Raw genomic sequence first — 21,754 nt, 5'->3', positions numbered from 1 at the left:
ATCCCAAGCAGTGTTCAGCACCGAAGAGCTCGACCAGATGCTCGCGCCGCTGGCGCTCTACCCCGACTCCCTGCTGGCCCAGGTGCTGATGGCCACCACCTATCCGGGCAACGTGGCCGACGCAGCCGCCTGGGCCAAGGCCCACCCCGGCGTGAGCGGCGACGAGGCCGTGAAGCAGGTCGCCAACCAGCCGTGGGACCCGAGCGTCCAGTCGCTGGTCGCCTTCCCGGTGGTATTGGCCACGCTGGAACAGGACCCCGCCTGGGTACAGCGCGTCGGCGATGCCTTCCTGGCCCAGCCCGACGCCGTGATGGACTCGGTCCAGCGCCTGCGCCGCCAGGCCCAGGCCGCCGGCAACCTGAAATCGAACGAACAACAGACCATCAGCATCAAGCCGGCCGCCGCGCCTCCGGTGCAACAATCGGCCTCTGGCGGCGATACCGTGGTCGTACAGCAACCCGCCCCCTCGCAGACGATCGTCATCGAGCCGACCAACCCGCAGGTGGTCTACGTTCCCAGCTACAACCCCAATCAGGTCTACGGCACCTGGGCCTACCCTTCCAGCCCGCCGACCTACTACCCGCCGCCTCCCCAGTACGAATACCCCGTCGCCACCGCGCTGGCCACCGGCCTGGCATTCGGCGCGGGCATCGCCATCGTCAACTCGCTCTGGGGCGACTGCGACTGGGACGACCACGAGATCGACGTGGACGTGGAGCACTACAACAACTTCAACAGCAACCGGAATGTGAACCGGAACGTCAATCGCGACTTCAACGGCAGCGTCAACGGCAACCGCGCCACCTGGCGGCATGACCCCACCTACCGCAATGGTGTGCCCTACCGCGACGCCGTCAGCCGTGAGCAGTACAACCGCAGGCTGGCCGGTGGCGAGCAACGCGAGGCGCTGCGCGGCTTCGACTCCGCCCGCGCCGAGGAGCGCTCGCGAGCCCGCGAAAGCCTTACCCAACGCGGTATCGAGCCACCAGCGCTGAACAATGCGCAGGCTCGTGAACGCGCCCAGGCCGCCACCCGCGACCTGAGGGACAACCCGCAAGCCCTTCAGCGCGCCCAGCAAGGCAACCAGCTGCGCGACAACCAGCAGGCCCGCGATCGCGCGCAGGCGGCCACTCGCGAATTGCGCAACGACCCGGACGCTCGCCAACGCGCCCAGAACGTGGCGCAGAACCGCAGCTCCCAGGTTCAACAGCGGCCACGGGCGCAGAACAACACACAAATCCGCGCACAGGCCCGCCAGCAGAGTGCCAGGACCCAGGCACCGCGAAACAACGCCTTCGCCGGCGCCAACAACCCTCGACAGTCCCGCGCGCTCAGCGACCGCGGGCAAGTCAGCCGCGCCGCCGCCAGCCGACCGCAGGCGGCGGCGCGCGCCGGCCACGCCGTACAACGTCCAGCCCGCGCGCCGTCCGGCGGCGGACGGCGCCGATAGGAGACGAGTCATGCATCTCGCATCGCGCCTGTTGGCGCTCGCCCTCCTGGGCGCACAGCCCTGCAGCCTGTTGGCGCAGGAAGCCTTCCCCACGCCGGAAGCCGCCGCCGACGCCTTCGTCGCCGCGCTCGGTACCGAGAAAGCCGACCCGGAACGCCTGACCGCCCTGCTCGGCAAGGACTGGCGCAGCTACATTCCCCCCGAAGGCATCGACCGGAAAGAGGTGAATGCCTTCCTCGACTATTACAAGGCCAAGCACCAGATCGAGAAGGATGGCCCGGACCGCGCCCACCTGGTGGTCGGCACCGACCCCTGGACACTGCCGCTGCCCATCCTGCACGGGAAGCAGGGCTGGGCCTTCAATGCCAAGGCCGGCGGCGAGGAAATCCGCGTCCGTCGCATCGGCCGCGATGAAGCCGCGGCGGTAGACGCGGTACAGGCCTACCACGATGCGCAGATGGACTATGCCGAGGTCGACCGCAATGGCGACGGCATCCTGGAGTACGCGCAGAAGTTCGTCAGCAGCGACGGGCGCCATGACGGCCTGTACTGGCCGGAGGAAGAAGGCGGCGAGGAAAGCCCGCTCGGACCGCTGTTCGGCGACGAGCTCCCGGATGGCGGCTGGCACGGCTACCACTACCGGATACTCACTGCCCAGGGCCCCTCGGCCCCCGGCGGCGCCTATGACTACCTGATCGGCGGCAAGATGACCCGCGGCTTCGCCCTGGTCGCCTGGCCGGTCCGATATGGCGACAGTGGCGTGATGAGTTTCATGATCAGCCACGACGGGGAAATCTTCTCCAAGAACCTGGGCCCCGATGGCGACAAGATCGCCCTGAAGATGACCCGCTTCGACCCCGACAGCAGCTGGAGCGAAGTCAAGGTCCAGGACAGTCCCTGAGCCAGCGCACGCATCAGTGTGGCGGTCGTGCCCCTGCGCCCGATGCGCGCGGCCCGGCCGTCACACGCCGCCACAATTACCCTGCCAGGAGGGTAACCGACTGTCGCCACGTAAAAATCGCGTGATAGAATTCGCCGCGCTATTGCCTGGCGTCCGGGCCTGCCGGATGGCAGTCCGACCCTCCCCCGCGCGGGTGACGACCGGCACACCCACTTTTCCAAGGCTTTGCGGCCACTCACTCATCAAGACCCATGAGATTCAAGCCCACTGCCCTGCTGTTCCTCTGCATCGTCCTGTTTTCCGGCGCCAGCACCGCTGCCGGCAAGACTGTCTACGGTCTGAACGAGTACGCCCGTATCGACGACCTGAGCCTGGAACTGGCCGCCAAACTCGATACCGGCGCCAAGACCGCTTCGCTCAGCGCCCGCGACATCAAGCGTTTCAAGCGCGACGGCGAGACCTGGGTGCGCTTCTACCTGGCCACCGACACCGCCGACAGCCAGCCGATCGAAAAGCCCCTGGCGCGCATCAGCAAGATCAAGCGCCGCCATGGCGACTACGACCCCGACGAAGGCAAGGCCTATACCGCACGTCCGGTGATCGAGCTGGATGTCTGCATGGGCAGGATCAGACGCACCATCGAAGTGAACCTTACCGACCGCAGTGCCTTCCAATACCCGCTTCTGATCGGCTCCGACGCGCTCAAGCGATTCGGCGCCCTGGTCGACCCGAGCCTGAAATACGCCGCCGGCAAACCCGGCTGCCAACCCGTAGCGAAACCTGCCGAGTAATCCCATGCGCTCTCTTACCCTGCATCTGAAGGTCCTGATCGCCATCCTGCTGACGCTGGGCGTCGCGATCACCGCCTACCAGATCTTCATCCTCGGCATCCCGATGACCGAGGCCGAGACCGACGACTTGTGGAACATCGACGCCAAGGTCGAATTCGAAGCCACGCCGAAGACCCCGGTGAAGGTGCAGATGTTCGTGCCGCCGCTGAGCCAGAACTACGTCAGCCTCAACGAGAGCTTCGTGTCCAACAACTACGGCGTGGGCATCAACCGCGCCGACGGTAACCGCAAGGTGACCTGGTCCTCGCGTCGCGCCAGCGGCCAGCAGACCCTCTACTACCGCCTGGTGCTGACCAAGCGCTACACCGGCGCCAACGAAAAGCCCAAGGAGAAAGGCCCGATCTTCCGCGACAGCCTGCCCCTGGAAGGCCCGGAGAAGATCGCCGCCGAAGCCCTGATCGCGCCCATTCGCCAGCATTCGGCGGACGTCGAGACCTTCGTCAGCGAAGCCATCAAGCGCGCCAACAACCTCAGCGACGACAACGTCAAGCTGCTGCTGGCCGGCGATACCAGCCTGGAAAAGCGCTCCCACGTGGTCGAGACCCTGCTGGCGGTCGCCCACGTGCCGCTGGAGCGCGTGCACACCATTCGCCTGATAGCCAACCAGCCGCAGCAACCCGAACTCTGGCTGCGCAGCTTCAACGGCAAGGAGTGGCTGTACTTCAACCCCGAAAGCGGCGAACGCGGCCTGCCCGCCGACCGCCTGATCTGGTGGCTGGGTGACGAAAGCCTGCTGTCCATCGAGGGCGGCAAGAAGGCCCAGGTCAACTTCAGCCTGAACAGCAGCGAGATGAACGCCATCCGCCTGGCCAAGCTGTCGGACGAGAACACCGACGCGGCCTTCCTCGAGTACTCGCTGTACGGCCTGCCGCTGTCTACCCAGCAGACCTTCCAGATCATGATCATGATCCCCTTCGGCGTGCTGGTGATCCTGGTGCTGCGCAACCTGATCGGCATCCAGACCCTGGGTACCTTCACCCCGGTGCTGATCGCCCTGGCCTTCCGCGAGACCGGCCTGCAGTGGGGTATCGGCCTGTTCACCGTGATCACCGCGCTGGGCCTGTCGCTGCGCTCGTACCTGGAACATCTGAAGTTGCAGATGCTGCCGCGCCTGTCGGTGGTACTGACCTTCGTGGTGGTGATGATCGCCGCCATCAGCCTGCTCAGCCACAAGCTCGGCTTCGAGAGCGGCCTGTCGGTCGCCCTGTTCCCGATGGTGATCCTGACCATGAGCATCGAGCGCCTGTCGATCACCTGGGAAGAGCGCGGCGCCGCCCACGCCATGAAGGCCGCCATCGGCACCCTGGTCGCCGCCGCCCTGGCGCACATCCTGATGCGCATTCCGGAGCTGGTGTACTTCGTGTTCACCTTCCCGGCCGTGCTGCTGATCCTGGTGGCGTTCATGCTGGTAATGGGTCGCTACCGCGGATACCGCCTGACCGAACTGTTCCGCTTCAAAGCCTTCCTCAAGGACTAAGCCATGTTCGGCCTGATCAAGCGTTGGAAAGCCCTGAGTGCCCTCGGCATCATGGGTATCAATCGGCGTAACGCGGACTACGTGCTCAAGTACAACCAGCGGCACCTGTACCCGATCGTCGACGACAAGATCATCACCAAGCAGCGTGCCATCGAAGCGGGTATCCACGTACCGGAAATGTACGGGATCATCTCCACCGAGAAGGAAATCGAGCGCCTGCCGGAAATCATCGGCGACCGCAGCGACTTCGTGATCAAGCCGGCGCAAGGCGCCGGCGGCGACGGCATCCTGGTGATCGCCGACCGCTTCGAGGGGCGCTACAAGACGGTGTCCGGGCGGATCATCAGCCACGAGGAAATCGAGCACCAGCTGTCGAGCATCCTCACCGGCCTGTACTCCCTGGGCGGTCACCGCGACCGTGCGCTGATCGAGTACCGCGTGACCCCGGACCAGATATTCAAGAGCATCAGCTATGAAGGCGTGCCGGACATCCGCATCATCGTGCTGATGGGCTACCCGGTGATGGCGATGCTGCGCCTGCCGACCCGCCAGTCCAACGGCAAGGCCAACCTGCACCAGGGCGCCATCGGCGTGGGGGTGGACCTGGCCACCGGACAGACCCTGCGCGGCACCTGGCTGAACAACAAGATCAGCAAGCACCCGGACACCACCAACGCGGTGGACGGCGTGCAGCTGCCCAACTGGGACGGATTCATGAAGCTCGCCGCCGGCTGCTACGAGTTGTGCGGCCTGGGCTACATCGGTGTGGATATGGTGCTGGACCAGGACAAGGGCCCGCTGATCCTGGAGCTCAACGCCCGCCCCGGCCTGAACATCCAGATCGCCAACGACTGCGGCCTGACCCTGCGAACCCATGCCGTCGAAGCGCACATCGCCGAGATGGAAGCCAAGGGCGTGAAGGAGACCGTGGAGGAGCGCGTGCGCTTCACCCAGCAGTTGTTCGGACACGTGCGGCCGAAGGAAATCTGAGGCGCCCTGCCCCATGAAAAAGCCCGGCGATTGCCGGGCTTTTTCATGGCCGCGAGGTGCAGCCCCTACGAAAGCTGAACGTCAGGCGTCCACTTGTAGGAGCGGGTCACGCCCGCGATCGCGCCCATGGGTCGCTCCTACAAAAACAGCCCGGCGCGAGAACGAACCTCGTCAGCGCACAACGGCCAACTCGACCCCACCCTGGTCGCCATGCTCGCGTACCTTCATCCCCGCCTCGTTCACCGCCAGGTCTTCCAGCGGGCGCTTGTAGGGTTTGTTGTCGAGGGTCTGCAGGCTGCGGTCTTCATCGGTGGTCAGCAGCAGCACATAGCGCTCGCCCTGGTTGGCGCGCACCGGTACCGTGCCTTCGATGAAGGCATAGCGGTACCAGGTTTCCGGGTTGAGCTTGTACACCGCATCGCTGACCAACCGGGTCGGGCGCTTGCGCTCGTCGAGGAACAGCAGCGACGGATAGACCACCTGGTGGTTGGCGAAGCTGCGCACGCGCAGGCCGTAGACCCGCTGCGAACTGGGCAGCTTCATCGCCACGAAGTAGCTCTTGCCCATGGGGAAGTCGAAGCTCGGGGAGAACTTGTTCAGCTCCTCGAAGCGCGGCTCCTCCGCGCTCAGCTCAGTGAAATCGCCATCGGCCATCTGCTCGCAGCAGCGGCGCTGCAGGTCCTGGTAGAGGTCGTCGAGGGTCTTGCCGCTGCCCTTGAGCAGCGCCTTCATCGCATCGGACTGCTCGCCGCTGCCGTCCAGCCCGGGCAGGTTCGCCGGACGCGACTTGAACTCGATCTGCCGTCCCTCGGTATAGGCGACCGTGCCGCCACCCTCCTCGCCCCGACGGAAGGCTTCGGCGCGCTGCTCGGCGCTGATCGGCGAGTTGCGCATGTGGCCCTTCTCGTCGACCCAGGTGTAGTACGGGTTGCCGTTCTCGCTGCGGACGAAGCCCTTGTCCTCGTACGCCTCGGCATCGATGTACTCGGAGGAACGGTCGCCGTTGGGCAACACGTAATCGGTGCGGCCCGGCGGCACCTGGCCGGCGGCATAGAAGCTGTTCTGCAGGTTGCCCTGGGCATCGACCCAGGTGAAGTAGCGGCGCTTGCTCTCCCCGGACGCCTGCGTGCCCGGCCACTGGGTGCCGGACGCGTCGAGCTGGCGAGCGCGGTCGCTCTGGTCGATGCGCTTGTCGGCCTGGCGCTGCTGCTGGCTGAAGCTGGCGTCGACGAAGGTATTATGCACCTGGCCGTTGTCGTCCACCCAGGACAGGTATCGCCCGCTGGCAGCCTGCATCGCCGGGGCCGCCAGTCCGGCGGCGATCAGGCAGCCTGTCAGCAGAGTCCGCTTGCCCATGTCCGATGCCCTCAGAAAGTCGTCCGATACGTCATGGCGAAGATATAGGCCTTCACCGTGGTGCTGACGTCAAGCCCCGCGTAGGGGTTGTAGACCAGGTTGTCGATGCCGGTGCAGTTCAGGTTGCAGCTGGTGCCGGACTTGATGCTCTGCTTGGAGACGAAGTAGTTGAAGCCCAGGTCGATTACCGTGTCCTTGTCCCACTGGTAGCCCAGGCCCAGGCCGTAGAGGTCGGCGTCGCCGATCGGCACCAGGGCATCGGCCTTGTCCTTGGGGATCGCCGAAGGGCGGTACTCGTAGCCGGCTCGCAGCTGCAGGCGGTCGTTGACGTCGTACTGCATGCCCATGGCGTAGCTCCAGGTGTCCTGGTAGCCGCGGTCGAGGATGATGCTGTGGTCGGTGGCGCCGTTGGGGGCGAAGTTCTTGGCGATGCGCAGCAGGTCGAGCTCCTTGTCGAACTCGATCTCCAGCTTGTTCCAGTCGCTGTAGTCGGTCCACTTCAGGTCGAAGTTGAACTGCCACTTGTCGAACGGGCGCACCTTGATGCCGGTGGAGAAGCTGTCCGGGTTGACCATGTTCAGCGTTGCCACGCCGTGTTCCTCGTCGGCGTTGCCGTAGGGGAACAGGGGGCTCAGGAAGGCGCCGAAGACCGAGCTCTGCAGGCCGGACCAGAAGCCCTGCCAGTCCTGGCTGTAGTCGACCCGGTACTTGCCCTTGAGGTGCATTCGCGACTCGCTCTGGTAGGTCGCGCCCCAGGCAAACCAGTCACGGGGCTCCCAGAGGACGCCGAGGTTGAAGCTCGGCGAGAGGCTTTGCTGCATGTCCAGCTTCAGGTTGGCCAGCGAGTCGTAAGGACCGATGCGGCCGCCACAGACGTTGAACACCAGCTCGACGATCTCCTGCGCGCCCGGCACGCAAGTGGTGTCGTGCAGGGTCTGCAGCAGGCCGGTCAGCAGGCCGGGGTTGCGGAAGTCGGTGTCCAGGGCCATCGCCTGGTGCGAGAAGCCGATCGACAGGCCCGCTGAAAGCGTGTCGTTGATCTCGTAGCCCACCGAGGGCGAGAAGTAGGTGATGCGCTGCAGCGACACCCGGCGACCTTCGTAACGCGCCGGATCGCTGTCGGAATCGCGCGAGTAGCCCAGCGCCTGGGGCGCGTAGACGTTGGTGGCAAAGGTGAACTTCGAGCCCGGCGGGTTGATCGACAGGCCGGCCAGCGGTGCCACCAGCAACGGCATGTCGGTCATCCCGCCCAGGCCCGGCAGGTACATGGTCGGGGTCAGGGTACGGCTGCTGCTGTTGGCCACCGGGTCGTCATCCAGGCCGAAGGCGGCATCGCCATAGTTCGGCGGCGCCTTGAAGTCGGCGCGGATGTCCATCACCCCGGTGACCAGCTTGAGCTGGGTCTGCCGGCCCTTGAGCTTGGTCAGCGCGGCGGGGTTGTAGTGCACCGCGTCGATGCCGGTGGAGTCGGCGGTGACGGCGTTGGCCATGGCCATGGCCTTGGGGTTGCCGATGGTCAGGTCGTTGGCCAGTTGGGCGCAGGCCAGCGACGACCAGCCAAGACTCACCCCTGCCATCGCCAACGCGAGTGGCGAAATGCGCATTGTCATGTGGTGTTCGCTCGTCGGTTACTGGGCTTTGAGGCCTTGGATATCCAGGGGGAGGGAAAGCCCCAGCAGTACATCCGGCGAGTCTTCGGTCAGACCGAAACCGGCGTTCACGTTGACGATGTAGTCGGGTGACGTTCGCAAACCGAGCGAGAAGTTCATGATCGCGCTGGTCTGCTCGGGCGCCTCTACCGTCCGGTCGTTGAAGTAGTACTTGTTCTTCAGCGAGTAGGCCATCTGGTAGGAGGTGGCGAGCGAGACGTCGTAGGACAGCGCGTAGGCCATGCCCATGGCGAAGTTGATGGTATCGCCGGGCACCACCTTCTCCAGTTCTTCGCCGTACTGGGCCTGGTGGATGTCGTCGACCTGCATGTTGTAGGTGTAACCGAGCGAGCCGTAGAGCACGACCGGGTCGATCACGTAGGAGGTGTTGGCGCCCACGCCCAGGCTGTAGTAGCCGTTGCCGGTGGAGACGTCCTTCTCGACGTCCATGTCGTAGGGGCTGTCGCCGGTGGGCAGGCCGAGGGTGGCGTAGAGGGTGGTGACCGGGCGTCCGCGGCGCGACTCCCAGGGCTGCCAGCGCAGGGTCGCGGAGATGTCGCCCAGGCTGTAGGCATGGATGTCGCGTTCGGTGTCGTACTTGGCCACGAACGGCAGGCGCATGCTGAACGTCAGGTTGTCCCAGATGCCGTAGTCGAAGGTGAAGGAGTTGGTGAAGGTGTGCTGCGCCTCGCTCTGCGCCAGCACGCTGTAGACGTTCTGGCCACTGCGCACGGCCTGGATGCGGGTGTCGCGCATCAGCGAGTAATCGAAGCCATAGGTGAGCTGGCGCTCGCCCTTCTTGAGCAGGGTGTAGCTCTTCTCGGTGGCCTGGAACACCTGCTCCAGCGCCTTGGCGCTGTCGGCATCGGTGTCCTTCTTGGCCAGCGCATCGCGTGCATCCTCGGACGTCGCTTCTTCCGCCGTGGCGGCGGCGCTGACCAGCAGAGCCAGAGCGGCAACGCACGCAAACCCCTTCAAATTCATGTTGCTATCCCCTGGTCTTGTTCTTATTCGTACGGGCCGATCGGGCAATCACTTGCGCCGGATGTACTGGACATCCCCCTTCGTGGCGGCTTCGCCAATCTGGTTCTGGGTGAGCTTGCTCATCTCCGGGAACTCCCGGAACGCCAGCAGGCTGACGGTTCGGTCATCCACCAGGCGCAGGTCGGTGTCCTGCAGCGCCAGGGCATTCCTGGGCTCCTGGCCGCTGGGGTAGATGACGAACAGGACGTTCTGGTCCCAGATGTCCTCGAAACGGGCGCGGGTGAAACTGATGTTGCCCAAGGCAGGATCGGCAACGAAAACGTGGTCGTTGTAGACATCGCGGACCACGACGAAATGCTTGAAGCCGGCATAGTGGATCGGCACCAGCGCCGGGTGTTCGAGCGAGTCCAGGTCGGAGAACTCGGCACGGAAGCCGCCACTCTTGTAGCCGAGTGCGGCGGCGTAGCGCTTCATGTCCAGAAGCGAGAATCCACGGCGCTGGACGATCTTGTCGGCCTCGCCGTACTTGATCAGGCCCTCCATGACCTGACGCTCTTCCAGGTTGCGCCCCAGGTAGTAGTCCAGCAGCGTGGTCAGCGCCGCCGAGCCGCAACTGTAGTCATAGGCCTGGTGGATGACGTTGCGGAACTGCACCTGGCTCATCGGTTCAAGCTGTACCGACTCGCGGAACGGACCATTGGGTGTGAGCGGCTGCGAGATGTTCACTGTGCCCTGCTGTTGTGGCTTGGTGTCCACGGCCTGGGTAAAACCGAACAGCCCCAGCAGGCTTCCCAGCAGAATCTCGAACATCCCACCCCCTACGACTCAACACCTGGAAGGACCTTGCCGGCAGATGCCGGCAAGGGTTACAGCGCTTGCAACCTCGGGGATCAGTGACCCCAGACTTTCACGGTCGAACCGGCCAGGTTCAGGTTGGAAACGGTCAGGGAGCCAATGCTGGCGCCGGAGCCGACCTTGACGGCGTCGATGGTTACGTCGCCGGTCACGGAGGGCAGGCCGATGGCGAGCTGCTGGGTGGCAACAGCGGTGCCGCCATTGGCCGGGGTGATATTGGTGGTCACCACGTCGATGGTCATCGGGGCGTTGTCGGCGATGGTCAGGCTGGGCAGGTGGATGCCTTCCAGGGACAGGGTGCCGCCGTTGGTGTCGGCGTCCTTGTAGGTGACAGCGCCGATGGATGCGTTGAAGGTACCGGCGATGCTGATGCCGTCCTGACCGGTCACACCGGACAGAGCAGCGTCATCCATGGATTGCATGTCGGCATGTGCCAGGAACGGAGTAGCCAGAACTGCGCTTGCAAGAACCAGTTGCTTGATTTTTTTCATTGTTATTTCTCTCCAGTGTTCAGGTGGGTTGCCCCAGGCACTGCAGGAGGCGTCCTGCCCCGCTGCAGGTCGGCCGGCTACGCCGGCCCTCCAGACCCACGACTGCTTCCCTAGGCGCCGTGGGCATGGATTCGTGAAGCACCATGCTTCGCGTCCTGGTCTCCAAGCTACTGACCCGCTCCCCACCTGCCAGCCCATCCAAGGGATGGCGCAAAACCAACCGTCTGACTCAGGCTTCGCTGAGCAGTCCCAGACTCTTGCCCTTGAGTACCGCCTGGGTCCGGCTGCGCACGCCGAGCTTGGCGAACAGGTTGTGCAGGTGCCACTTGATGGTGGCCTCCGACAGATGCACCGCCTGGGCGATATCCCGGTTCGACAAGCCCGCCGCCACGAGCCGCAGGATCTCCCGCTCGCGGTGACTAACATCTTGATTTTCATCGAAACTTTCAGGGTCCACGGAGAGCCTGCGGCACTGCTCGCGGAGCATTTCCGCCACCCCCTGCCACGCCGATGCGCGCTTGGGCTCGGCGGCCTTCCAGGCCTCCCACAGCGGCAGCAGCCACAGCGCGTCGTCCTGGAACAGCCGGCGGTACCCCAGGTTCCACGCCTCCTCCAGCGTCGGCGCGAACAAGGCGAAGGCTTTTTCGCTGTTACCTTTCTGCCAGAACGCCACAGAAAGTAACAACGACAGACGCAACCGCCGGTCGCGCTGATAGGGCGAGGTGAAGCCCGCCAGACAGGCTTCCAGACGCTGCTGCGCGCGTTCGGCATGGCGCTCGGACAACGCCAGGCGCGCCTCGGCCATCACCAGCGCGGCCTGGGCGTCGGCGTACCGCTCGGTGGAGAGCCCGGAGAGGTGCCGCGCCAGTTGCAGGCACACCCGCTCTGCCTCGTTGGGCCGGCGCATCCACAGCAACAACTGCACCTTGCAGCTCATGGACAGCGCATAGACCCGCTCATAGCCCGGCGACTGCAGGCCGACCAGCCATTCGTCGAGCTGGGCCAACCCTTGTTCGGCCTCGCCGGCGAAGAAACGCGCCCTGGCCATCACCAACTGGCCGCGATTGATCAGTTCCACGGGTGTGGCAACGTCACGCCAAGTGGTCGCCAGGGGCAGTTCGGCAAGGATCGCGGCATGCCGATCCTGCTCGTAGAGGATGTCGGCATAGGCCAGCGACAGCGGACCGCCAACCCGGCTGCGCCGGCCGAACACCCGCTCCACCCGGCTGCGGGCGCTCTCGGCAATGGTCCGGCCACGCTCCAGCTCGCCGCGCTCCTTGCAGATCAGCGCCTCGATCATGCTCGCCACGACCTGCAGGTATTCGCTGTCGGCCATGCGCAGGCATTCGCGGGCGACACCGATGGCACTCGCCGCCTCGGCATAATCCCCCAGCAGCGCATAGGCCGCCGCCTGGATGCACGACAGGCTGGCGCGGAACACCGGCTGATTGCCCGGCACCAAAGCCAGCCACTGCCGGGCCACCTTCAGGCAGCCCTCCAGCTTGTCCTGATACAACAGCACCAGCGCCTTAAGCACCTGGGCCACCGCCAGCAACTCGGCCAGGCCGAAGTTGCGCACCTTGCCCTGCCCTTGCAGCAGCCGGACGCTGAGCTCCTCGATCAGCGCCTCGGCCTCGGCGAACTTCTGCTCGAAGGCCAGCTGCCAGGCATAGAAGATCTGGAACACCGGATGCTCGCGGATCACCTCGGCGGGAATGCTGCCGAGCATGCCGAGAATGCCGTACACGCGGTTGCCGGCGATCAGCTTGGCGCCCTGACGCTCCAGCAGGTCGGCGGCGAAAGCGTAGTCGCGGGCACGCAGCGCGTACTTGATCGCGCGGTCGGCCATGTCGCGGCTCTCGCACCAGCGCGCGGCGGCATGCAGCAGCGGCGTCGGGTCCGAATGCCGTGCCAGTCGGCCCTGGAGGAATTCGGCGAACAGGTGGTGGTAGCGGAACCACTCGCGCTGGTCGTCCAGCGGAATGATGAACAACTGCTCGTTCTGCAGTCGCATCAGCATGTCCAGGCCGTCGCGGCGGCCGGTCAGGGCGTTGCACAACTCGGCGCAGAACTCATCCAGCACCGAGGTCTGGTCGAGGAACTGCTGCAGCGATTCGGGCAGGCTGCGCAGCACATCCTCGGCCAGGTAGTCGGCGAGGTCGCGCTCGGAGCCGGACAACCCCTTGAGGAACGCCGCGCGGTCCGGATGCCGCGCCAGCGCCAGCGCCGCCAGGTGCAACGCGGTGATCCAGCCCTCGGTGCGCTTGTGCAGCAGCTTGAGCTCGGCATCGCTGAGCGACAGGCCCTTGAGCTCGATGAGGTAGGTGTCGGTCTCTTCGCGGGTCAGGCGCAGGTCGTCGCCGCTCAGGCAGAAGGTCAGCGGCGCCAGCGCCGGCTCGTCGACCAGGAAGCGCGGGCGATAACGGGTGCTGGTGACCAGCCGCACGTTCTCCGGCAGGTGCTCGATCAGGTAGCGCGCACCGTGGGCCAGGGCCGGATGGCGAATCTGGTGGAAGTCATCGAGGAACAGGTACAGCGGTCCGTCGAGCCGCCGCAGATCGGAGAGGAATGCATCGATGATGCCCTCCAGCGGCAGGGTCATGTCCGACTGCAGCAGGTTCGATGTGTTGACGCCGAAGCCTTCCTCGACGCTGCAGATGCTCGCCACCAGGTACTGCACCAGGCGCTGCGGCTCGCTGTCGCCCTCGTCGCAGGACAGCCAGGCCACTCGCGCCCCGCTCTGCTGCAAACGCTGGCGGAACAGGCTGAGCGCGGTGCTCTTGCCGAATCCCGCCGGCGCGCTGAGCACCAGAACCCGCTGCTGGCGGGCGGCGAACAGGCGATCGATCAGCGCGCGGCGCGGCAGCAGAACGGTGCTGTCGGTGCGCGGCGGGAACAGTTTGGTACGCAGCAGCGGCATCGGCGGCTGCGGCAGGGAGGTCAGGGTCGTCATTCAGAGCAGACTCAGCTCGCGGGCACGGCGGATCGCCTGGGTACGATTGCGTACCTTGAGCTTCTCGTAGATGTTGTGCAGGTGCCATTTGACGGTACCGAGCGCCAGCGACAGCTGTCGGCCGATCTCCTCGTTGGAGAGCCCCTGCGCGGCCAGGCACACCACTTCGCGCTCACGGTCGGTCAGACCTTCCTCGAGCGCCTCGGGCGACCTGCGTGCTTCCTGCCCCGGCCAGACGGTCAGCATCGTTCGAATGAACGCCTGCAGGGCCGGTTGTCGCTCAGTGGACTCGAGCTGCTGCAGCAGCTGGCGAATCCCCTCACCTTCTTCGATGAAAATGCTCCGCACCCCTTCCCGCTCGGCGCCAGCCAGGCATTGCCCGAGCAGGCTGTGGGAACGCTCCTGGTAACCCAGGCGCTGGTAGCTCAGCGCCGCCAGCAGATCCAGGCGCAGGCGCTGCAGGCCATGCCAGCCCGGCTGCAGCATGCCGCGCAGCTGGGTGATCTCGTGCAACGCCTCGCTGAAATGCCCGCGCGCCTGCAACAGGCGCACACGGCTGATGCCCAGTACCCAGAGCACCGGGTTGAACGGCATCTGCTTGTAGTGGCTGGCAAGTTTCTGCCAGTCGATGGCCTTCAGGCGCTGCTCGGCGCGCTTGCAGCGGTCGGCGGCCGGCTCCTGGAGAATCAGGTTGATCTCCTCGCCCACCGCCATGGCGAAGAAGCGCCAGGACTGGTTGCGCGAGGCCAGGGTCTGCATCAGCCCGAGGGTGGCCTGCGCTTCCTTGCCGCGCCCCTGCAGGCGCTGGATGCGCGCCAGGCACTGCATGCCCTGGGCGTAGAGGTCGATCGGGTTGACCACGTCGACCCGCCCCAGCGCCCAGCGCAGGCGCTCTTCGAGGCCGTCGACTTCAGTGCGGTAGTAGGCGGTCAGCGCCTCGGCGATGGTCGGCAGCGCCAGGGCCTGGGAGCGTTTGTCGAACAACGGCATGGCCTGCTGGCGGAGGCGCTCGATGAGCAACTGCGCCTGCTTGACCTGGCCCTGCTCCAGCGCCAGCACCACCTCGATGGTGGAGAGCTGCATGTGCAGGTAGCGGCCGTCGAGGAAATGATTGCGCTGCTGCGCCAGCCCCATCAGCCGCCGGGCCTGGTCGGCCTGGCCACGCACCACCTGGGCGAAGGCGGCGATCAAGAGCACCGCGCCTTCGAGGAAGGCGGAGTTGCGCCCGAGCTGGCTCTCGACCTTGCGGGCCAGGGTGATGCACTGCTCCAGGTCGTCCTTCTGCAGTGCCAGCACGGCCTTCACCGCCAGCGCCGAGAGGTACTGATCGCCCATCGGGCCGTTGCCCTTGTGGTCGCCCCAGCGCGCCAGCAGCTCATCGATCATGCGGTTGGCGTCTGGCAGGCTGAGGTCGGAGGCGCGGGTCCAGACATCGCTGAGCACCAGGATCGGATAGCGCTCGGCGATCTCGTTCGGCACATGGCGGCGCCAGCGCGAAATCAGGTACAGCTGGCCGCGGTTGATCAGTTCCAGGCCGCAGCCATCCACCAGCGCGGCGAGCATCTCCGGGTCTTCGGCGAGGCACGCGTGCTCGATGGCCAGGGTCGGCATGTGGTGGTTGGTGAACCACAGGCTGGCGTTGAAATGCAGTTGCTTGAAGCGTTCCGGATCGCGTTCTCGCAGGCGCGCGCGGAGGAAATCGGCGAACAGCTGGTGGAAGCGGTACCACTGGCGATCGCGGTCCAGCGGCAGGAGGAACAGCTGCATGCTGTCCAGGCGCTCCAGCAGCGCCTGGCCGTCCTGGCGGCCGGTCAGGGTATTGGCCAGGTCGCCGCTCAGCCGGTTGGCGATGCCCAGCGCCAGCAGCGCGTCCTGGATATCGCCCGGCAGGCGCTCGAACACCACCCGCAGCAGGTAATCGCCGACGGCAGCCTTGTCGGCGCTGAGCGGCTTGAGGTCTTCCGGCGCACCCGGCTGCTGGCGTAGCCACAGACTGACCAGGTGCACGCCGGCGACCCAGCCTTCGGTCTGGCTGTGCAGATTGCGCAAGCAGCTATCGTCCAGTTGCAGGCCGTCGCGGGCGAGGTATTCGCGGGTTTCGTCCTCGCTCAGGCGCAGTTCGTCCTGGCCGATCTCCAGCAGCAGCCCCTTGGCGCGCCAGGTGGCGAGGTTCAGCGGGGGTTGCGAGCGGCTGCCGATGGCCAGGGTGAGCCCGGGGGGCGCGTACTGCACCAGGCGATTGAGGCCGGAGAACACGTCGGCATGGCTGATCGCGTGCAGGTCGTCCAGCACCAGCAGCACCTTGTGCTCATGGCGCGACAGGTCGATCAGCAGGCTTTCCATCACCGCCACCACCGGTACGCGCATGGTGTTCTGCAAGTAGCCCTGGGCATCCTCGCCGATGCCCGGCAGGACGCCGGACAAGGCCTGGATGAGCTTCAGGCAGAAGCGGCCGGGATCGTCGTCCTGTTCTTCGAGCGAAATCCAGGCGACGGCTTCACCGCCGTGTTCACGCGCCCTGGCCAGTGCCGCCAGCGCGCTGGTCTTGCCAAAACCGACCGGCGCGGTGAACGAAAGCACGGAGGCGTATGGATGACGATCCAGAGCGTTCTGGAGTCGGGGACGCATCAAATAATCAGCAGGCACCTGAGGGGGTGTTAATCTAGAGCGCGAAAGGCTGCCGGCTGCGGGCTCAAGTACTACATCCACGGCCTGTATCCCTATGTCATTATCGTTGTGGTACGGAGCATAATCCCCGCGGGATAATTCAATTCTTAACAGAATGCGTTTCCTACGTAAACTGAAGAAATGGCTCTAGGATCGACGATTCAGACGGTCTGAAACCTCCCATTCGCCTTGCACGCTTTCACTCATGCCTCACTGTTTCATACACCCTCTTCCCTATCAGGAAGACCCTGGTGACCGCTTCGCCCTGATCCATCGAGCCCCCGGCGCCGTCCTGCTGGACGCCGGTCGACCTTTTGCCACCCGTGGACGCTATGACCTTCTGAGCGCCTGGCCATTGGCAGAACTGGCACCGACCGCCGACGAATCGGCCAAGGGCTTTTTCGCCAGGGTGAGAAGTGCGTTGCAGAGCCTGGGCGAAGCCCGGCTGCCGGACGACCGGAAGTTGCCGTTCGTCGGCGGAGTGATCGGCTACCTGAGTTACGACTTCGGCCGCCGCATCGAACGCCTGTCTGCCCCCGCGCTCGACGACCTCGACCTGCCCGATGCCCGCCTCGGCCTCTACGCCTGGGCGCAGATCACCGATCATCAAACCTGCACCAGCCAGCTGGTGTTCCACCCGACCCTTGCGCCGGGCGAGCGCGAGCGGCTGATCGCGCTGTTCGAAAGCGGTGCGCGGGCCGAACCGTTGCCGCCCTTCCGCCTGGGCGCACCGTTCCGCCCGGACCTCGCCCGCGAGCAGTACTGCGATGCCCTGGACCGGGTGCACCGCTACATCCTCGACGGCGACTGCTACCAGGTGAACTACACCCAGCGCTTCCGCGCGCCCTGCAGCGGCTCGCCGTGGCTGGCCTACCAGGCGCTGCGCGAAGCCTGCCCGACGCCCTTCGCCGGCTACCTGGAACTGCCCGAAGGCGCGGTGCTGAGCCTGTCGCCGGAGCGTTTCATCCAGCTCCACAGCGGGCAGGTGGAGACCCGCCCGATCAAGGGCACCCGCCCACGCGGCGCCACGCCGGAAGCCGACCAGGCCAACGCCGAGGCGCTGCTGGCCAGCGAGAAGGACCGCGCCGAGAACCTGATGATCGTCGACCTGCTGCGCAACGACCTGGGCCGCAGCTGCCGCCCCGGCAGCGTGCGGGTGCCGGAACTGTTCGCGCTGGAGACCTACCCCAACGTCCACCACCTGGTCAGCAGCGTCACCGGCGAACTGGCGGCCGATAAGGACGCTCTCGACCTGCTCGAAGGCAGCTTCCCCGGTGGCTCCATCACCGGCGCGCCGAAGGTGCGCGCCATGCAGATCATCGACGAACTGGAGCCGACCCGACGCAGCATCTATTGCGGCAGCCTGCTCTACCTCGACGTGCGCGGCGAGATGGACAGCTCCATCGCCATCCGCACCCTGCTGGTGAAGGACGGCCAGGTCAGTTGCTGGGGCGGCGGCGGCATCGTCGCCGACTCGGACTGGGAGGAAGAGTACGAGGAGTCGCTGACCAAGGTCGGTGTGCTGTTGCGGACGCTGGAAGGCCTGTAACCGGCCTCCCTGTAGGAGCGGGCCATGCCCGCGATCGCGCGCATGGCGCGCTCCTACAACGAACGCAGCACCGCTCTCGTAGGAGCGGATCTTATCCGCGATCCGGCCGATAGGCCGGCATAGAGAGCCTCGGGGGACAAAGTCCGCTCCTACGAAAAGCCACCGCAAAAGAAAAAGCCCCGCATTCGCGGGGCTTTTTCGTCACAGCCGGTCTTACAGGCTGAGCTGACGGTTCGACGCCTTGAGGAATTCCTTCTTCAGGTCCTCATAGGTGTGCACCGCCGGGAACTGCGGGAACTCGCGGATCACATTGTCCGGCGCGTGGAACAGGATGCCGGCGTGGGCCTCGGAGAGCATGGTGGTGTCGTTGTAGGAGTCGCCAGCGGCGATCACACGGTAGTACAGGCTCTTGAAGGCGATGACCGACTGGCGCTTCGGATCCTTCTGGCGCAGCTGGTAGCCGACCACACGGTCGGTCTCGTCGGTGATCAGCTTGTGGCACAGCAGGGTCGGGAAACCGAGCTGGCGCATCAGCGGCTGGGAGAATTCGTAGAAGGTGTCGGAGAGGATCACCACCTGGAAGCGCTCGCGCAGCCAGTCGACGAACTCCACCGCGCCCTCCAGGGGCTTCAGGGTGGCGATCACTTCCTGGATGTCGGACAGCTTCAGGCCGTGCTCGTCGAGGATGCGCAGACGCTGCTTCATCAGCACGTCATAGTCCGGAATATCGCGAGTCGTCGCCTTGAGCGCTTCGATACCGGTTTTTTCAGCGAAGGCGATCCAGATTTCCGGAACCAGAACCCCTTCCAGGTCGAGACAGGCGATTTCCACGAACGATTTCCCCGCAGGTTTGACTTGAGAGGCGGCACTCTAGCCGCTCGCTCCGGGTGGCGCAACGCGGCGCTTATATCCGAACACCACAGTGCACCTTCCTGAAGGTTATTTAGGGGCATATCCGCCTCTTTGCTACCATCCGGCCAAAGAGCGCCCTGCGCCACCAAAACTAGGAATACCGCCTGATGAGCCATCCGTTCGACGTCGCGGAAATCGCCGCGAGCTTTGCCAGCAAATCCCCCCAGGACATCCTGAAGTTCGCCTTCGAGCACTTCGGCGACGATCTGTGGATCTCCTTCAGCGGCGCCGAGGACGTGGTGCTGGTGGACATGGCCTGGAAGCTCAACAAGAACGTGAAGGTCTTCAGCCTGGATACCGGGCGCCTGCACCCCGAGACCTACCGTTTCATCGAGCAGGTGCGCGAGCACTACGGCATCGCCATCGAGGTGATGTCGCCTGATCCGCGCCTGCTGGAAGCCTTCGTCAAGGAAAAGGGCCTGTACAGCTTCTACAAGGACGGCCACGGCGAATGCTGCGGCATCCGCAAGATCGAGCCGCTCAAACGCAAGCTTTCCGGCGTCACCGCCTGGGCCACCGGCCAGCGCAAGGACCAGAGCCCCGGCACCCGCAGCCAGGTCGCCGTCGTAGAACTGGACAGCGCCTTCTCCACCCCGGAAAAGCCGCTGTACAAGTTCAACCCGCTGGCCAACATGAGCAGCGAGGAAGTCTGGGCCTACATCCGCATGCTGGAAATCCCCTACAACAGCCTGCACGAGCGCGGCTTCATCAGCATCGGCTGCGAGCCCTGCACTCGCCCGGTACTGCCCAACCAGCACGAACGCGAAGGCCGCTGGTGGTGGGAAGAAGCCACGCAGAAGGAATGCGGTCTGCACGCCGGCAATTTGATCAGCAAGGCCTGAGGCCTTACCCTCGGCTGACGGAAATTCCTACGTCAACCGCAGCCAGGATCGGACGCCTGCATGCCTGCGGCGGAGCCAATCCCATGCGCATCACCCTGGTGAAGAAAGTCCTGGCCGATGGCCAGGACTGCCGCAAATGCCTCGAAGTCCACGAGCGACTGGAAAAAGGCGGCTATCTCGATCGAATTGACCGCACCCTGGTCGCCGACGAGCGCAACCCCGGCAGCGCCGGCTGGATGGTCGCCGCGCAGTACGGCGTGGACACCGCGCCCTTCTTCGTCGTCCGCCACGACGATGGCCGCGAGGTCGTCTACACCGTGTTCATGAGCTTCCTCCATGAAGTGCTGGAGGGCCGCGGCGAGCTGCCGCTGGATTCCCGCGAGGCCTTGGCGGAGCTGGCCAGCCGCGACGATCTCGACCGCCTCTGAACCCGCTGGCTTGACGCTTTCTTGATTTCCCGTCACCGATACTGACCGCCCCGCATCACACAAGGACGTCGGCCATGCCCGATGGTTCGGAACGCTCCCGTCCCCGCATCCCCGGCACCGTCTGGGCACTGGGTTTCGTCAGCCTGTTCATGGACGTGTCGTCGGAGCTGCTGCACAGCCTGCTGCCGTTGTTCCTGGTCGGCAGCCTGGGGCTGAGCATGGTCACCGTCGGCCTGATCGAGGGCATCGCCGAGGCCAGCGCACTGATCGTCAAGGTGTTCTCCGGCGCCATCAGCGACTTCCTCGGCCGGCGCAAGGGGCTGGTGCTGTTCGGCTACGGCCTGGCCGCGCTGTCCAAACCCTTGTTCCCGCTGGCCACCTCCGGCGAAGCCATCTTCACCGCACGCCTGCTCGACCGCATCGGCAAAGGCATTCGTGGCGCACCGCGCGACGCGCTGATCGCCGACGTGGCGCCGCCTTCCATCCGTGGCGCCTGCTTCGGCCTGCGCCAATCGATGGACACCGTCGGCGCCTTCGCCGGTCCCTTGCTGGCGATCGCCCTGATGCTCTGGCTGGGCAACAACCTGCCGCTGGTGTTCTGGTTCGCCTGCATTCCGGCGGGCCTCGCGGTGCTGGCGATCATCTTCTTCGTCAAGGAGCCGGAACATGCCGCCGGCCCCCACCGCTTCCGCTCGCCGATCCACCGCGACGCGCTGCGCAGCTTCCCGGCGCGCTACTGGTGGGTGGTCGGGATTGGCGCGGTGTTCACCCTCGCCCGCTTCAGCGAAGCTTTCCTCGTGCTGCGGGCGCAGAACCTGGGCCTGCCGATGGCCTGGACGCCGGTGGTGATGGTGGTGATGTCGCTGCTGTTCATGCTCTCGGCCTACCCGGTGGGCTGGTGGTCCGACCGCACCGACCGCAGCGGCCTGCTGGCCGTCGGCATGATTCTGCTGGTGGCGGCGGACCTGCTGTTGGCCTGGGCCGACTCCACGGCCTTGATGCTGCTTGGCGTGGCCATCTGGGGATTGCATATGGGCTTCACCCAGGGCCTGCTGGCCACGCTGATCGCCGACACCACGCCAGCCGACCTCAAGGGCACCGCCTTCGGCGTGTTCAACCTTGCAAGCGGTGTCGCCATGTTGCTGGCCAGCGTGCTGGCCGGCTGGCTCTGGCAGGGCTTCGGGGCCAGTGCCACCTTCCTTGCCGGGGCCGGGCTGGCCTTTGTCGCGTTGCTGCTGTTGCGTTGGCGAATTCGCTGAGACGAAAAAGCCCGGCGAATGCCGGGCTTTTCAATGGCGCCAATGCACTCGGGCGTAGGGCGCATAACGCTTCAAGCGTTATCCGCCGTTTTGGGGTTTGGTGTTTCTGCGCCGCTTCGGTGTGTGCTGAGAGATTTTGT

The 21,754-nt window shown here is 65.4% G+C and carries 17 protein-coding genes; 9 read left to right on the top strand and 8 right to left on the bottom strand.

Annotation, left to right across the window (positions count from 1 at the left end; all coding sequences use genetic code 11):
* The 5 genes from J5M67_RS20675 to J5M67_RS20655 form a co-directional block, all read left to right on the top strand.
* Window positions 1-1,450: DUF3300 domain-containing protein (locus J5M67_RS20675; protein ID WP_243434777.1), on the top strand; the 1,450-nt coding region annotated here is incomplete at its 5' end.
* A 10-nt stretch (window positions 1,451-1,460) separates the two neighbouring features.
* Window positions 1,461-2,351 carry a DUF2950 domain-containing protein gene (locus tag J5M67_RS20670; RefSeq protein WP_207887188.1) on the top strand — a complete coding sequence of 297 codons (891 nt, stop codon included), beginning with the start codon at window positions 1,461-1,463 and terminating at the stop codon, window positions 2,349-2,351.
* Between the two features lie 251 nt (window positions 2,352-2,602).
* A complete protein-coding gene (locus J5M67_RS20665; protein ID WP_207887187.1) occupies window positions 2,603-3,142 on the top strand; it encodes an ATP-dependent zinc protease in 540 nt (179 codons plus the stop codon).
* 4 nt (window positions 3,143-3,146) lie between these two features.
* Complete coding sequence (locus tag J5M67_RS20660) at window positions 3,147-4,679, top strand: inactive transglutaminase family protein (protein ID WP_207887186.1); 1,533 nt, start codon at window positions 3,147-3,149, stop codon at window positions 4,677-4,679.
* Between the two features lie 3 nt (window positions 4,680-4,682).
* Window positions 4,683-5,669 (top strand): alpha-L-glutamate ligase-like protein, encoded by a 987-nt coding sequence (locus J5M67_RS20655; RefSeq protein WP_207887185.1) that lies wholly within the window; start codon window positions 4,683-4,685, stop codon window positions 5,667-5,669.
* A gap of 171 nt (window positions 5,670-5,840) precedes the next feature.
* Here J5M67_RS20655 and J5M67_RS20650 read toward each other — a convergent pair whose 3' ends face one another.
* The 7 genes from J5M67_RS20650 to J5M67_RS20620 form a co-directional block, all read right to left on the bottom strand.
* The gene (locus J5M67_RS20650) at window positions 5,841-6,965 is read right to left on the bottom strand and encodes a MalM family protein (protein ID WP_243434781.1); all 1,125 of its coding nucleotides are present in this window, start codon (window positions 6,963-6,965) and stop codon (window positions 5,841-5,843) included.
* A 71-nt stretch (window positions 6,966-7,036) separates the two neighbouring features.
* Complete coding sequence (locus tag J5M67_RS20645; protein ID WP_207887183.1) at window positions 7,037-8,635, bottom strand: outer membrane protein transport protein; 1,599 nt, start codon at window positions 8,633-8,635, stop codon at window positions 7,037-7,039.
* An 18-nt stretch (window positions 8,636-8,653) separates the two neighbouring features.
* On the bottom strand, window positions 8,654-9,658 hold the full coding sequence (locus J5M67_RS20640; RefSeq protein WP_207887182.1) for a transporter: 1,005 nt from the start codon (window positions 9,656-9,658) through the stop codon (window positions 8,654-8,656).
* A gap of 48 nt (window positions 9,659-9,706) precedes the next feature.
* On the bottom strand, window positions 9,707-10,468 hold the full coding sequence (locus J5M67_RS20635; RefSeq protein ID WP_207887181.1) for a C39 family peptidase: 762 nt from the start codon (window positions 10,466-10,468) through the stop codon (window positions 9,707-9,709).
* Between the two features lie 80 nt (window positions 10,469-10,548).
* Window positions 10,549-11,004 carry a DUF6160 family protein gene (locus J5M67_RS20630; RefSeq protein WP_207887180.1) on the bottom strand — a complete coding sequence of 152 codons (456 nt, stop codon included), beginning with the start codon at window positions 11,002-11,004 and terminating at the stop codon, window positions 10,549-10,551.
* 229 nt (window positions 11,005-11,233) lie between these two features.
* Window positions 11,234-13,957, bottom strand: coding sequence for a helix-turn-helix transcriptional regulator (locus J5M67_RS20625; protein ID WP_207887179.1), 2,724 nt, complete (start codon window positions 13,955-13,957; stop codon window positions 11,234-11,236).
* The gene (locus J5M67_RS20620; protein WP_207887178.1) at window positions 13,958-16,666 is read right to left on the bottom strand and encodes a helix-turn-helix transcriptional regulator; all 2,709 of its coding nucleotides are present in this window, start codon (window positions 16,664-16,666) and stop codon (window positions 13,958-13,960) included. It lies immediately after the preceding gene.
* Between the two features lie 163 nt (window positions 16,667-16,829).
* Here J5M67_RS20620 and pabB point away from each other — a divergent pair, with 163 nt between their 5' ends.
* Window positions 16,830-18,173, top strand: coding sequence for an aminodeoxychorismate synthase component I (gene pabB, locus J5M67_RS20615; RefSeq protein ID WP_207887177.1), 1,344 nt, complete (start codon window positions 16,830-16,832; stop codon window positions 18,171-18,173).
* Window positions 18,174-18,386: 213 nt separating this feature from the next.
* On the opposite strand, the gene thrH is transcribed toward pabB, so the two are convergent.
* On the bottom strand, window positions 18,387-19,004 hold the full coding sequence (gene thrH, locus J5M67_RS20610) for a bifunctional phosphoserine phosphatase/homoserine phosphotransferase ThrH (protein WP_152222567.1): 618 nt from the start codon (window positions 19,002-19,004) through the stop codon (window positions 18,387-18,389).
* A 188-nt stretch (window positions 19,005-19,192) separates the two neighbouring features.
* On the opposite strand from thrH, the gene J5M67_RS20605 reads away from it, so the two are divergent.
* From J5M67_RS20605 to J5M67_RS20595, 3 genes are all read left to right on the top strand, one after another.
* Window positions 19,193-19,927, top strand: a complete 735-nt coding sequence (locus tag J5M67_RS20605; protein WP_207887176.1) for a phosphoadenylyl-sulfate reductase — start codon at window positions 19,193-19,195, stop codon at window positions 19,925-19,927.
* An 83-nt stretch (window positions 19,928-20,010) separates the two neighbouring features.
* A complete protein-coding gene (locus J5M67_RS20600) occupies window positions 20,011-20,355 on the top strand; it encodes a hypothetical protein (RefSeq protein WP_207887175.1) in 345 nt (114 codons plus the stop codon).
* 74 nt (window positions 20,356-20,429) lie between these two features.
* Window positions 20,430-21,614, top strand: a complete 1,185-nt coding sequence (locus J5M67_RS20595) for an MFS transporter (protein WP_207887174.1) — start codon at window positions 20,430-20,432, stop codon at window positions 21,612-21,614.
* Window positions 21,615-21,754 lie beyond the last annotated feature (140 nt).

It is taken from the genome of Pseudomonas sp. 30_B, assembly GCF_017491605.1.
Lineage (GTDB): Bacteria > Pseudomonadota > Gammaproteobacteria > Pseudomonadales > Pseudomonadaceae > Pseudomonas.
The sequence above is the reverse complement of the archived record's forward strand: the minus strand, read 5'-3'. Positions and strand labels throughout refer to the sequence as shown.